Here is a 13,295-nt window from a genome sequence, read left to right on the forward strand (position 1 = left end):
AAGCTCGCCGGCCAGGCCCACGTGCGCGACGTCTCCGGGGTCTGGAAGGACCTGACCGACAACGTCAACTCGATGGCCAACAACCTCACCTACCAGGTGAGGCAGATCTCCATGGTGACGCGGGCGGTGGCCGCCGGCGACCTGACCAAGAAGGTCACGGTCAACGCCAAGGGCGAGATGCTGGAGCTCAAGGAGACCATCAACGTGATGGTGGACCAACTCTCCGCCTTCGCGGACGAGGTCACCAGGGTCGCCCGTGAGGTGGGTACCGAGGGCAAGCTGGGCGGTCGTGCCACCGTCAACGGCGTCTCCGGTATCTGGGACGACCTCACCGAGAACGTGAACTCGATGTCGCACAACCTCACCACCCAGGTGCGCAACATCTCCGAGGTCACGACCGCGGTGGCCGCCGGTGACCTGACCAAGAAGATCGACGTCAACGCCCAAGGCGAGATCTTGGAGCTGAAGACGACGGTGAACACGATGGTCGACCAGCTGTCGGCCTTCGCCACCGAGGTCACCCGGGTGGCGCACGAGGTGGGCAGCCAGGGCCAGCTGGGTGGACAGGCCAAGGTCGCGGGCGTCACCGGAACCTGGAAGCAGCTCACCGACAGCGTGAACGGGCTGGCGGGCAACCTCACCACCCAGGTGCGCGCCATCGCGGAGGTCGCCAACGCCGTCGCCAAGGGCGACCTGACCCGCAACATCCAGGTCGACACCCTTGGCGAGATGCAGCAGCTCAAGGACAACATCAACCTGATGGTGTCCAACCTGCGCGAGACCACCGCCGACCAGCGCGACGCCGACTGGCTCAAGTCCAACCTCGCCCACATCTCCGGCCGAATCCAGGGACACCGGGACCTCAAGGAGCTGGCCCGCCTCATCATGCACGAGGTCACGCCGCTCATCGGTGCCCAGCACGGGGCCTGCTACCTGCCCGAGGACCAAGACCACGAGGACGTCTTCCGGCTCTACGCGGGCTTCGGCTTCCAACCCACCGAGGAACGCCGGCGCATCGTCAAGGGCCAAGGCCTGGCGGGCGAAGCCCTCGCGCAGCAGGTCGAGCAGCACATCAGCAACATCCCCTCCGGCTACGTCATGGTCGAGTCGGGGTTGGGAGAGGCCGAACCCAGGCATCTGTACATCCTCCCGATCGTCACCGAGGGGCGTTCGCTGGGCATCGTGGAGTTCGCCTCCTACGAGGAGTTCCGGGAGATCCACAAGAACTTCCTCCGCCAGTTGGTCTCCCTGCTCGGCACCACGATCAACACGATCTTGGCCAACAACCGCACCGAGTACCTGCTCGAGCAGTCCCAACAGCTCACCAGCCAGCTGCGCGAACGCTCCAACGAGCTCCAGCGCCAGCAGGAGGAACTGCGCGGCATGAACGCGGAGCTGCGCCAGAAGGCCACCCAGTTGGCCAACCAGAATCGGGCGATCGAGCTGCAGAACCAGCAGATCCAGCGGTCCCGAAACGCCTTGGAGGAGCGCGCCCACCAGCTTCAGGTCTCCTCCAAGTACAAGTCCGAGTTCTTGGCGAACATGTCGCACGAGCTGCGCACCCCGCTCAACAGCCTGCTCATCCTGGCCCGTCTGCTCGCCGACAACGCCGAACAGAACCTCACGGCCAAGCAGGTCGAGTTCGCCCAGACCATCCACAAGGCGGGCAGCGACCTACTGCTGCTCATCGACGAGATCCTCGACCTGTCCAAGGTGGAGGCGGGCCGCGCCGAGGTGCAGCCCAGCGAAGTGTCCATCGCCCAACTCGTCGACTACGTGGAGGCCACCTTCCGCCCGGTCACCGGAGAACAGGGACTGGCGTTCGCGGTGGACGTCTCCCCGGACATCCCCGAGACGCTGTGGACCGATGAACAGCGGCTTCAGCAGATTCTGCGCAACCTGCTCTCCAACGCCGTCAAGTTCACCCCGCAGGGCGAGGTACGACTACTCATCGAACCGGCGTGGGAGTTGGAGGACACCGACCTCGACATGTTCGTGGAGAACGAGGAGGTCATCGCCTTCACCGTCGCCGACACCGGGATCGGGATCGCCGAGGACAAACTCCAGGTGATCTTCGAGGCCTTCCACCAGGGCGACGGTGGAACTTCGCGGCGTTTCGGCGGGACCGGCCTGGGCTTGTCCATCAGCCGCAACTTCGCCCGTCTGCTCGGCGGTGAGATCCGGGTGCACAGCGTGGCCAACCAGGGATCCACCTTCACCCTGTTGCTTCCGGTGCGCCTGCCCGAAGAGGCCGGGGACGGTATCGACGAGACGCCCGCCCTGAACAAGCCCGCCCTGGACACGCCGGCTCTGGAACAGGGCAAGGAGCCGGACGCTCGGTCCGAGGTGCTCGGTTCGGACACCGACCTCGAACTCGACCTCCCCGACGCCGACTTCGACGCCGTGGTGGCGGCGCTGACCGATTCGGGCGAGTCCGAGGAACCGTTGCCGATGGTGAAGGTGCTCAAAACGCCCGAACACGAGGAGCCGGGGGCGGACGAACACGCCAAGGCCCGGCCCGATCCCGAGCGGCGCGCCGTCCTGGCGGGGGAACGCGTGCTCATCGTCGACGACGACGTGCGCAACGTGTTCGCGCTGACCAGCGCTCTGGAAGCGCAGGGGCTGGAGGTCCTCTACGCCGACAATGGTCACTCCGGCATCGAGAAGTTGGAGGCCAATGAGGACATCTCACTGGTCCTGATGGACGTGATGATGCCCGAACTGGACGGCAACCAGACCACCCAGCGCATCCGGGAGATGCCGCAGTTCGCCGACCTGCCGATCATCTCCCTGACCGCCAAGGCCATGCAGGGCGACCGGGAACGCAGCCTGGCGGCCGGTGCCACCGACTACGTGACCAAACCGGTCGACTTGGACCACCTGCTGGACGTGATGCGTCGCTGGCTCACCGCGGGGCCGGAGGAGACCCGGGCCGGGGCCTCCGCCGATGAGCGTCCCGGTGACATGGAGCGGTTCCCGGACAGGCACAATGACGCCAGGGATAACCATGAAACGAACGGGGACACTGGCAGCATCGCCAACACCCCACCCGATGACTCGGAGTAGCCAGCAGTGACTCAGAAGGCCAACATCCTCCTCGTCGACGACCGTGACGAGAACCTCATCGCGCTGGAGGCGGCCCTCACCTCCCTGGACCAGAACCTGGTGCGGGCCAACTCCGGCGAGGAAGCTCTGAAACACCTTCTGGGCACCGACTTCGCGGTCATCCTGCTCGACGTGATCATGCCGGGGATGGACGGCTACGAGACCGCCGCGCACATCAAGCAACGGGAGAAGACCAAGGACGTGCCGATCATCTTCCTGACCGCCCAGGAATTCGATCGGCACCAGGTCTTTCGCGGCTACTCCTCCCGGGCGGTGGACTTCCTCATCAAGCCGTTCGATCCGTGGATGCTGCGTTCCAAGGTCGAGGTGTTCGTCGAACTGCACCAGCTCAAGGCACAGATGCGCGAACAGGCCCGCTCCCTGCAAAGGATGCTCAACCAGGAGAGGGGAGAGCCGGTCAAGGTCCTGGTCGAACAACTCTCCCAGCGCTCCCGTCAAGTGCAGACGGACCTGTCCGCCCTACGCGAGCACATCATCGACAACTACCAGGAGATCGACCAGCCGCTGGTGGAGGCCGTTCGCCGGGTGGACCGGTCGGCCTCACACCTGTCCACCCTGGTCGACACCCTGCACGGCCCCGAAGAATAAAGGGACGATTCGGGTGAAAGTGGCCCGAAGGCCTCCTCAGTCGGAGCGAGGCGGCAGGGCCAGACCGATGTGTTCACCGATCTCCTCGATCAGCCCCAGGTCGGCCAGGCGGAAGCTGCCCCGGTTGCTGCGGCGGATCAGGGTGAGCGCGCCCCGCACCCCCCGGCTGCCGCGCAACGGCACCGACAACAACGAACCCGCGCCCAGGGCGCCCAGGACCGGTGCCCGAGAACGCATTCGGCCGAGCACCGAGGGGTCCTCGATCAACGGGAACAACAACGACTGGCCCCGCCCCAGAACCTCACCGAGGACGTCGGAATCGCCCGGAGGTAGGGACGCCACCTCCTCGCGCTGTCCCTTCGGGGCGTCCGCCGGGCCGACGACCGCGGCGCGGCGGGCCTCTCGGGGGCCCTCCGGTAGGTCGCAGACGTCGATGAGCACCCAGTCCGCGTAGGACTCGGCCAACAGGTCGGCGGCGTCGGTCAGTGCCAGGCCCTTGGTGGGAGTGGTACCGCGCAGGAGCAGGCGGGTCATCCGGGTGAGCACGTCCAGCCGCCGGGCGGCCAACACCACCACTTGGTCCTCCACCTCCGGTTCGAGGGGGGCCGGGCCCTCTTCCGCCAAGCCGTTCATCGGTGGTGACATCGCCACCAGGACCAGCGGTTGGGCCTCGGTGGGCAGAGCCAACCTGGTCAGGGTCAGATGCACGTCCTCTGCCCATCCCCGCATGGCCAGTCTCGACTCCAGGGACGCGGGGCCGTCTCCGCGCAGTACCGCCGCCAACCACGACTGCATCGCGGCGCGCTTGCGCAGATCAACGAAGTGGGCGAAGAGTTTGCCGGTGAGGTAACCGGTGGCACCACCCAGGCGGTCGGCTCCGGCGTTGTTGATCCGACGGATGTAGCCGTCGTGATCCAGGAGCACCACGGGGACGCTCAACTCGTTGAACATCGCCCGCAGCAGGGTGCGGTCGTTGTCGTCTCCGCCGCGACGGGGCTCGGTGGCGCCGCTGTGGGTACGCGCCAATTCCGTCCCCGCCTGGACCAGCAGTCGTTCGGCGTACTCCAGTTCGGCGAGCGCGGCCTCTCCGGTGCCTTGGGCGTCGTCCGGGTACGTGGCATGGGTGTTGCGCAACGCCGCGACACGTTCCCCCAGCGCAGTGATCTCGCGTTGTAGATCGGCGAGGTTGTCCGACACGCTCACGGTCTCCCCGTCGTCTTCGAGGGCGTCTTGGCGGTGCCCGTCGGGATCAGCACCGGCACCGGGGCCGAGCAGCGAATGGCGGAACGCTCCGATGTCCGGTCAAGGCCCTCATGAAGGTTACCTTTGGTGCGGAAGACGGCACGCGCGGAGGAGGTTCATACGGTGTGGATCGAACACCTCGCTCGTGACATCGGTGCGCTGGGACGGGAGGAGAACACCGCCTCCGAACGCGCACTGGACCAGATGAGTCGGGCAGCGGCCCTGGGGGTGCCCGGGTGCTCGGCCGCCCTGGTGGTGCTCTGGCGCGAGGTCGTGGGCAAGGACGGCCTCCGACGTCACGTGGTCACCGACTACGGGGCCTCACACGCAGACCTCTCCGAGGCCTTCGAGTACCAGTACACGACCGACCAGGGGCCCACCGTGGAAGCCGTCCGCGAGATGCGTCAGGTTCGGGTCCTGGACGTGCTGCGCGAACACCGCTGGCCGCGTTACACCAGCATGGCGGTCCAGTGCGGGGACCGCTCCTCCATCACCCAACCCAGCAAACTCACCGGCGAGGGGGACGAGGACCGTGTCCTCACCTTCGGGGTGCACTCCGGGCGTGCCGACGCCTTCGACGAAGGGGTGGTCCCCGAACTCACCGCCCTGTTGGCCGAACACGCGGCGATGGCGCTACAGACGGCGGGACGGCGGGCCGACGCCGCCCGCGAGTCCGCGCACATGCGTCGGGCCATGTCGGCGCGAACGGTGATCGACCAGGCCAAGGGGATCATCATGCACGCGAAGGGCTGTGACGCCGACGCGGCTTTCGCCGCTCTGCGGGAGGTGGCCCAACGCAACCGCAAACGTGTGGTGGAGGTCGCCCGGGACTTGGTCGCGGAGAGTACCGGTTCACGGCCACAGCCGTCTCCACGCCGGAGGCGGACCGGCCTGGACGGGCGGTGAACGAGGTGGTCGTCGGAGTGAACGACCTGGCGACAACGCCGTGACGAGTCCCGAGTGTGACCCGAACACGTCATGATGGGGGTCCGGGTCCGCCCGGCGCACGTGAACGACAAGGAGAACGACCGTGAGGTCAGACATCTCGATCCGCAGTGAGGATGGTGTCGCCGTCGTGACACCCGTGGGTGAGATGGACGCGGTCACGTCCCCCGCCTTGGCCCGGGTGTTGGACGAGGTCCTGTCCGAAGTCCCCAAGGGTGTGGTGGTGGACCTGGCCAAGGTGGGTTTTTGTGACTCCCGGTGCATCGGGGTGCTGGTCGCCGCCTTTCGGCAGGCCAGGGACCTCGACATCGGGTTCGTCGTGACCGAACCCCAGCAGCAGGTGAATCGGTTGTTCGTGATCGCGGGGATCGACCAGGTCATCCCGATCAAGGCTCGAACCAATGACGCGGTGGTCGATCTCAAGGGCTGAGCGAGACGCCGCACAACCCTTCGTCGCCGTCGCCGGAGTCCGACCTCGGGGTACGGTCCATGAAGTGCAATCGGATCAGTGAACCTTCCTCATCCCCGCAGATCTCCATGTATTCGCAGATCTGCCGGGTGATCCATAACCCGTACCCACGCGGACGCAGACCTTCGGCGGGGCGATAACCGGCCAGCGGGTCGGTGAGCCCGCCGTGTTCGTCGAAGACGTCGCACACCCACCGGTCAGGCCCCCGCCACACCTGCACGGTGCCCTTGCCCGCGCCGTGTTCGAGCACGTTGGCGGCGAGCTCGTTCACCGCCATCACCAGGCCGTCGGTACGGTCCGGAGGGAACCCCAGGGCGTGTCCCAGGGCCTCGACGTCCAGACGCAGTCGGGGAAGGGATGGATGGACCTCCAACCGGTGCACCGGTCCGGTCACGGGCAACGGCTCGGGTGTCCGGGGACGATCGCCGAAGACCGCGGTTCCCCGGTAGGCGGGGTTGGGGCGGGGCCCGTGCTCGTCCACGAGGGTGGGGTGGGTGGCCAGCACCGCCGCACGTGCGTCCGGAGTGAGCCTTGGTTCGTCATGGACACACAGCAAGCGCATCCGTGTCGGAGCCAGCGCCGTATCCAGTACGGATTCCAACCGGTGCCACTCCCTGGCCTCCATCACGCCGCCAACGTCCGTGGGCGGCTCCGCCACCACACTGACGGTTTCGTGCAGCAGGGACATACGGTGCAGTGCGGCCAGGGTACGGCCGGGGGCGTCATAGAGGGAGCCCTGGTCGATGACACGGACCCGGCCGCGCTCCTGAGGGCTGAGCCCATTGAGGAGCGCGGCCGGATCGGCCACGGCGAGCACGGTGTGCCCTGCTTCGCGTACGGCGGAGCGGAGCCGTTTCCGCGTCACCTCGTGGAACCGTCTCCCACGGCGAAAGAGCAGCCCCTGGTGTTCGAAGGTCATGGTCGTCGCAGAACGTTCAGTTCGAGGCACCGGATAGGAGGAGTTCGGTGTCCTCCTCTTCGGCGGCGGCCCGCCCGGCCTGCGTCGGTCGGGAACGTTCGTAGGCGATCTCGGTCTCCACGGCGATGCGCTGCCAGGTGAAGCGGGAGCGAGCACGGTCGACGGCGGCGATGCCATAGGCGGTGCTCATGGTGGGCGTGTTGAGAACGGCGCGGACCGAGCGGGCGACCTCGTCGGGCCGTCCGAAACGCATGAGCACACCGCTGGTGCGGTGCAGAACCGCGCCGGGCACGGCGCCCGTGGCTGTGGCGACGACGGGCAGGCCGCAGGCCATGGCCTCCAAGACCGCACCGCCGTAGGGGTCGTAGGAGGCGGCGGAGACGTACACGTCGGCCGAGCGCAATAGACGGGGAAGCTCCTTGCGCTCCACCGGGCCGGTCAGGTGTACACGGTCGTCCACTCCGGCCTCCTTGGCCAAGAGTTCGATCCGGCGAGCGTTCTCGTCGAGGGCGACCGACCGGTCCTCGGTGCTGGAGACCAACAACAGTTCGGCCTCGGGAAGGCGGACCATCGCCTCCACCAGACGTTCGGCGCCGCCGGCCTCGGTCAGCGAGGTCACCGAGATCAGCCGGGGACGCTCCTCGCGGCGGGTGTTCCATGGCTCGGCGGAGGCGCTGCCCTCGACACTGAAGTGGTCGGAGTCCACACCGAACGGCACCACGCTCACCTGGTGGCGGGGCACGCCCAGGCGGGCCAGTTCCCCCTGTTGGTCGGTGGAGTTGACCAGGACGTGGTCGGCGCGGGAGGCCAGGATCGTCTCCATGCGGGCGCGGTCGGGTCGGTGCGCGAGGCCGGAGCGTTGCTCGCTGGCGTTGAGGGAGTGGAAGGTCTGCACGATGGGCGCCCCGCTCCGGTCCCTCTCGCCGTGCGCTTGGGCGTGGAGCGCGGCCAGCCCGCTGGTCCAGCCGATGGCGTGCAGGACGTCGGGAGCGTCCTCGGCGAGCAAGGTGGACAGGGCGGTGCCGAAGAGGCCGGTGTGCTCGGCGTGCTCGGTCTCATCCAGTACTCGGGCGGGTCCGGCGTCCAGGTAGCTGACGGAGACTCCGCGGGCCATCCGGGTGCGACCCTCGGGCTGGTCGGGGGCACTGCGACGGACGTAGACGGTCACCTTGTGACCGCGCTTGGCGAGCTGACGGGACACGGCGCACACGTGCAGACTCGCGGGGCAGGCGGGCTCGCCCCGGTGGGCGGGCAGAGGATTGGCGTGTTCGGCGATCATGGCGATCTTCACTGGGCAGCACTCCTTGGACACGGTCACGGTGTCCGTCGTGGGCGGTCCCGGGGGACTCCGGAGCGGGGAGTCGGAATCCTTCCGGGAATGGCTGGTCCGGCCCCGTGCCCTGCGGCCACCGGTGCTCCGAGGACGGAATCACCGGACGCCGTTGGGCACGGGGCGGGGGCATCAGACGAGTAGGAAGGGAACGGGCCCGGGCCTCGAACATGAAGGACTCCGGGCAGCACGCGGCACCGGGCGCACGCAGTACGCACGGAACGCGGGTTCTGGAATGAAGGGAACCGAGGGAGCGACGCATGACAGACCACACCAAACGACCGTCGAGAGAGACTGGAAGCCACCGGGCGCACCTGTACTCAGGGCTCGCGCGGGGCGGGTCGTGTGTGTCTGCGTCTTAGACACCCAACGGTCTTCATTGTGCCAGAGACTTGGCGGGCCGACAACGCGCCATTGACCCCGGGATGGGCCTGAAACCTGATCGGCCGGCCGGTACCGGCCCCGGGCCTTGGTGTCGGGAGGGCGTCTGGACCGCGGATTCATCTGACCCGCCCTTGGGCACTGTTGGTCGGCTTCGGGCACCGCTAATGTCGGACCGGAACCGGGCCGGGGCGCGATACCCCTCCCAGACCCCACCGTCACCACGCTTTCGGCGGTGGAAAGCGGGGTGGGAACTGCACATCCGGGTGTTTTCCGCCATGATGTACGCGGATTTTGACCGACTCCGGCGGTGGCTCGGTACGGTTGCAGAATCCAGACGTTGAACAGGACTCGACCAAGTCCGACGCGGGGCGTCGGGTAACCGGCCACGGCCGACGAAACGGGAGGAAGGGCGTATGGGTGTCGCTGGTGGGGAAGTCATTGTCACGGCCCTCACACACCGGGGCGCTATCCGCCCCGCCAATGAGGACTCCGTGGTCATGGGTGCTCTCACCGTCGCCAGCGCGAACATGACCTCCCCGGTCCGCTGTGCGCTGCCGGTGAGTGAACCGGTCATTCTCGCGGTCGCGGACGGCATCGGTGGCCAGGCCGCCGGCGAGATCGCCTCCGAGCACGCCGTACACCGCATGGCCGAGATGGGACCGCGTCTGAACACCTCGGACGAGATCGGCCAACTCCTCACCCACATAGACGAGGAGATCAAGGACCACGCCTCCCAGCATCCCGAGTTCTCGGGAATGGGCACCACCGTCGCCGGGATCCTGCTCAACAGTGACGGAAACTTCTGGTTCAACGTCGGAGACTCGCGGACCTATCGACTGGAGGGAAGGCGCCTGCGTCAACTCTCCGAGGACGATTCCCCGGCCTTGCCGCCCTCCGAGGACGGCCGACCCGTCACCACCAACTTCATCACTCAGTCCCTGGGCGGCAGTTCGGGGGGGTCGATGGTCCCCCACGTGGGCCGTGACGAGGCCGCCGATCCCAGCGCCTGGCTCATGTGCAGTGACGGTCTCTCCGACCTGGTGCTGTTGGAGGAGATGGAGCGCATCATCGCCGAGGCCGGCAGTGACGAGGCCGCCGTGCACGCTCTTTGGCAGGCGGCCATGAGTGCCGGAGGCAAGGACAACATCAGTATCCTGCTGGCCCGCCGCCACTAGGGGAATGGTGAAGGGCCCATTCACGGTGTGTGTGAACGGGCCCCTTGTGTCGTCCGTGGACCGTGGTTACTCGGTGGAACCCGGACGCTTGCGCATCCGGACCACCAAGATCACGATCAAACCGATGACGGCGAGTGTGGCGACGCCACCGAGCAGGAGCATGGTTCCCGATCCGCTCTCGGCCGCGGGTTCCTCGGCGGCGGCCGGGGATTCCTCGACCTCCTCGGCCGGCTGTTCGGTCTCGGTGGGCTCTTCCTCCTCCTCGACTGGCTCCTCCGGGGCGGCCGCGGTGATGGCCTCCTCGGTCACCGTGAAGGTGAGGGTGTCCTGGATCGGGTGGCCGTCGGAGGAGACCACGCGGTAGGAGATGTCGTACTCACCGGCCTCGTCCAGCGGGGCCAGGTCCACGGACACGTTCGGACCGTCGAAGGTCAGCTCACCGTCCTCGTACTGGGTCTCACCGTCGGGGCCGGTCACGACGATCGCGCTGCCGCCACCGCCTTCCGCCGGAGAGTTGTTGAAGGTCAGCAGGACCTCCTCGGGAACGGTCTCCAAGGTGGCGCCGTCCTCGGGGTCCGAGGCGATGAGGACGTCGTGGGCGAGGGCGGGGGAGGGCGCCAGCAGCAGGGCCGCCGCGGCGAGGGGGGTGATCAGGGTTGCGGTGCGGAGCTTTCTCATGCTCTCTCCAAGGCCGTGGGTGCGGTTCGTGGCCGGAGGGCACGTATCGGGCCGTGCTCGTCCGGGTTCTCTTCGGGGGTGCCCCGAGGCGTCGTGTACGGGGGTACTACGACGGCAGGAGGTGGGGCGTGGGCGAACCGGGAGGCCCGCGTGGCCTGTACGCACGGGGTGCGGGCGAAGAGTACGCGCTGAACGGGGGCACGGTGTAGACCCGTTCGGGCGGCTCGAAGGGCGGGCCGGTGACCTGTAGGGGCCGGGGCAGGGCCCGGGAGACGACACCGGCCAAGAACCACAGGGCCGACTCGCCGTGGGCGAGCAGCGCGGAGGCGAACAGGGCCGCCCACAGGTGTGCGAACAGCATGCCCGGAGCGAGGCCGAGGAGGTGGGTGGATGACCCGTGCTCGCCGTGGCCGTGACCAGGGGGCGCCGCACCGGGGTCGACCATCACCTGGAGGATCAGGTGCGAGGCGACCTGCGCGAGGGCCATGACGGCGAAGATGTCCCCGAAGCCCCGCATGGTCTTGGTGAAGCGCCAGAGGAGGCCGAAGAGGAACAGCGTGGCCAAGAGGAAGCCCTCGACCCCGGCGGGGATCTCGGCCCACTGGTTGTGACCGTTCCAGGCCAGCCCCGAGCACGCGAAGGCGAGGAACGCCGTGCGCGTAAGACGGAGTATGCCGTGAGCGGGTCGCATCATAGTGAACCTAGGCCGTGCTCCCCGGGGGTCGCAAGGCCCGGGGCCGCAAGGCCCGGAACACGGGGAAGCCACCGGGCGCGTGAGGCACCCGGCGGCTTCGCCCATGGCTATCCGGCCGGTACCAGTTCGCGGCGCATGTAGCGACGCTGCTCGGGGGTGGTGCCACCCCAGACTCCATGAGCCTCACCGGCGCGAAGGGCCCACCGCAGACATTCTGGGCGAACAGTGCAGCTGCGGCAGATCGAGAGGGCCTGCTCCGTGTCGACGCGGCCGATCCCGGTGCTGCTCACCGGAAAGAAGATCTCGGGGTCGTAGGAGCGGCAGTTCCCCTGCTCGACCCAATCCTCACTCTCGTGATACAGGCGGTTCACGGGCGCCTCCGATCCCTGGTCAGTGATCCCCACCGAGCGGTCCGCGTGGGGCGGTGAAGTTCGTGGCCGCGCCGCGCCAGGGGCTCGTGACCACCATGGACCGCGGCGAAGCGTTGCGACCAATTGTAGTACTACATGAGGTCGTACTACACGGAGTCTGCTCCAAAATTCGTAAATCATCAAGGACGTTCGCCCCAGGGGAGAAGGCCGAGGGTTCTCGTTATCAGAGCGAGACATGGCCGGCGTGGATCCGTGATGCGGCGTGTCGCGGTGAAAAAAGACGATTCTCTTGTGCGTGGAGGGCTTTCGTCACATGGTCGCGTGCCCTGTGACGTGCGCGGTGATGCTTTGGGGGCGTTATGTCGCGAGCTTCCCACCGAATTGATGTGACTTAACACACGCTTTATCTCGCCTCTGGAGGCTCTATGTTTGACCCTGAGGCCTGTATTGGAAGCCCCGAAGTCAGGGAGTCGACCCGACGCGGCCCGGGTGGCCGCCACGGTCGAATACCCAGACGGACTAGGGGGGATCAGGGCCTTGGGCCACCACCGATCGCCACTCTAGGGCACGGGGCGCGATGGCCTCGAACGGCAAAATATACGGGCCATACCCGATGGGAATCAGCGTAAACATCTACGCGAAATCTCGCTGAAACGAGCTTGACCTTCGTTCGCTAAATTCGTTCGACGTGCCACATCTACGAACGAACCTCCAAGCACGCGACCGAAACGACGTCGGGGCTCAGAGCCCACAGACCGCCGAGGGCGCGGGCCATGAGGGCGTGCGTCTTTCGCACCCTTCCCCGGAGGACGGGCCGCACATGTGGCGGTTGGCCGGCGCGACGGGGATGGACGTGAACTCTCCGTACGCCTATACGCTGTGGTGCCGGGACTTCGCCACGACCAGCGTCGTGGCCCGGGACGCCGACGGTCGGGTGGCGGCCTACGTCACTGGTTACGTCCGTCCCGACAGCCCGGACACGTACTTCCTCTGGCAGGTGGCCGTCGACTCCGCGTACCGCGGTCAGCGGCTGGCCCGTCGGATGCTCGACTTCATCGGCGACGCGATCGCCGAGCAGGGTTTGCAGTACCTCGAAGCGACCGTCACGCCGGACAACGCGGCCTCCCGTGCCCTCTTCGCGTCCTTCGCCAGAGACCGAGGCACCGAAGCCGTATGGAGCCCGCTCTTCGCGGAGGAACACTTCCCGACCGACGATGGCGAGCTCCACGAGCCCGAGGACCTCGTGCGCATCGGCCCTTTCGGGCCACGAAACGTCGATTCCGAAGACTGAACCCTCCGCACCGGATCGAACGCGATCCTGTACCCACCCCTCGTCTAAGCCATGAGCCCACGAAGTTGGGGAAAGGAACCAAG

General features: G+C 67.3%; 12 protein-coding genes. 6 read left to right on the forward strand and 6 right to left on the reverse strand.

All coding sequences use genetic code 11. The features are described 5' to 3' along the window. Nucleotides 1-3,066 (forward strand): HAMP domain-containing protein (locus tag D472_RS25035; RefSeq protein ID WP_017603952.1); only part of this gene is annotated, 3,066 nt, incomplete at its 5' end. Nucleotides 3,067-3,072: 6 nt separating this feature from the next. Then, nucleotides 3,073-3,714, forward strand: a complete 642-nt coding sequence (locus D472_RS0107945) for a response regulator (RefSeq protein WP_017603953.1) — start codon at nucleotides 3,073-3,075, stop codon at nucleotides 3,712-3,714. A 36-nt stretch (nucleotides 3,715-3,750) separates the two neighbouring features. Here D472_RS0107945 and D472_RS0107950 read toward each other — a convergent pair whose 3' ends face one another. Further along, nucleotides 3,751-4,911, reverse strand: coding sequence for a GAF domain-containing protein (locus D472_RS0107950; protein ID WP_026117491.1), 1,161 nt, complete (start codon nucleotides 4,909-4,911; stop codon nucleotides 3,751-3,753). 168 nt (nucleotides 4,912-5,079) lie between these two features. Between D472_RS0107950 and D472_RS0107955 the strand changes: the two genes are divergently transcribed. After that, nucleotides 5,080-5,862: an ANTAR domain-containing response regulator gene (locus D472_RS0107955; protein WP_017603955.1), complete on the forward strand. Its 783-nt coding sequence runs from the start codon at nucleotides 5,080-5,082 to the stop codon at nucleotides 5,860-5,862. A gap of 124 nt (nucleotides 5,863-5,986) precedes the next feature. Continuing rightward, entirely contained in the window at nucleotides 5,987-6,331 is a 345-nt protein-coding gene (locus tag D472_RS0107960; protein ID WP_017603956.1) for an STAS domain-containing protein, read from the forward strand. Here the strand turns inward: D472_RS0107960 and D472_RS0107965 are convergent. Together D472_RS0107965 and D472_RS0107970 are read right to left on the reverse strand one after the other, a co-directional pair. Further along, the gene (locus tag D472_RS0107965) at nucleotides 6,321-7,289 is read right to left on the reverse strand and encodes an anti-sigma factor RsbA family regulatory protein (protein ID WP_017603957.1); all 969 of its coding nucleotides are present in this window, start codon (nucleotides 7,287-7,289) and stop codon (nucleotides 6,321-6,323) included. The genes D472_RS0107960 and D472_RS0107965 overlap by 11 nt on opposite strands. A 16-nt stretch (nucleotides 7,290-7,305) precedes the next feature. Then, nucleotides 7,306-8,580 (reverse strand): glycosyltransferase, encoded by a 1,275-nt coding sequence (locus tag D472_RS0107970; protein ID WP_017603958.1) that lies wholly within the window; start codon nucleotides 8,578-8,580, stop codon nucleotides 7,306-7,308. An 836-nt stretch (nucleotides 8,581-9,416) separates the two neighbouring features. Between D472_RS0107970 and D472_RS0107975 the strand changes: the two genes are divergently transcribed. Beyond that, a complete protein-coding gene (locus D472_RS0107975; protein WP_017603959.1) occupies nucleotides 9,417-10,178 on the forward strand; it encodes a PP2C family protein-serine/threonine phosphatase in 762 nt (253 codons plus the stop codon). A gap of 66 nt (nucleotides 10,179-10,244) precedes the next feature. On the opposite strand, the gene D472_RS28110 is transcribed toward D472_RS0107975, so the two are convergent. From D472_RS28110 to D472_RS0107990, 3 genes are all read right to left on the reverse strand, one after another. Then, nucleotides 10,245-10,856, reverse strand: coding sequence for a copper resistance CopC family protein (locus tag D472_RS28110; RefSeq protein ID WP_017603960.1), 612 nt, complete (start codon nucleotides 10,854-10,856; stop codon nucleotides 10,245-10,247). Nucleotides 10,857-10,962: 106 nt separating this feature from the next. Further along, on the reverse strand, nucleotides 10,963-11,547 hold the full coding sequence (locus D472_RS28115; RefSeq protein ID WP_026117492.1) for a hypothetical protein: 585 nt from the start codon (nucleotides 11,545-11,547) through the stop codon (nucleotides 10,963-10,965). Nucleotides 11,548-11,657: 110 nt separating this feature from the next. After that, nucleotides 11,658-11,921 (reverse strand): WhiB family transcriptional regulator, encoded by a 264-nt coding sequence (locus D472_RS0107990; RefSeq protein WP_017603962.1) that lies wholly within the window; start codon nucleotides 11,919-11,921, stop codon nucleotides 11,658-11,660. Nucleotides 11,922-12,702: 781 nt separating this feature from the next. Between D472_RS0107990 and ectA the strand changes: the two genes are divergently transcribed. Beyond that, nucleotides 12,703-13,212 carry a diaminobutyrate acetyltransferase gene (ectA, locus tag D472_RS0107995; protein ID WP_083903407.1) on the forward strand — a complete coding sequence of 170 codons (510 nt, stop codon included), beginning with the start codon at nucleotides 12,703-12,705 and terminating at the stop codon, nucleotides 13,210-13,212. The last annotated feature ends 83 nt before the right edge of the window (nucleotides 13,213-13,295 follow it).

The organism is Nocardiopsis alkaliphila YIM 80379 (genome assembly GCF_000341005.1).
GTDB classification, from domain to species: domain Bacteria; phylum Actinomycetota; class Actinomycetes; order Streptosporangiales; family Streptosporangiaceae; genus Nocardiopsis; species Nocardiopsis alkaliphila.

What these genes read in the sequence shown, in the direction of transcription:
- D472_RS0107965 (WP_017603957.1), bottom strand. Translation starts at nt 7,289, where the DNA reads ATGACCTTCGAACACCAGGGGCTGCTCTTTCGCCGTGGGAGACGGTTC.
- D472_RS0107975 (WP_017603959.1), top strand. Translation starts at nt 9,417, where the DNA reads ATGGGTGTCGCTGGTGGGGAAGTCATTGTCACGGCCCTCACACACCGG.
- D472_RS28110 (WP_017603960.1), bottom strand. Translation starts at nt 10,856, where the DNA reads ATGAGAAAGCTCCGCACCGCAACCCTGATCACCCCCCTCGCCGCGGCG.
- D472_RS28115 (WP_026117492.1), bottom strand. Translation starts at nt 11,547, where the DNA reads ATGCGACCCGCTCACGGCATACTCCGTCTTACGCGCACGGCGTTCCTC.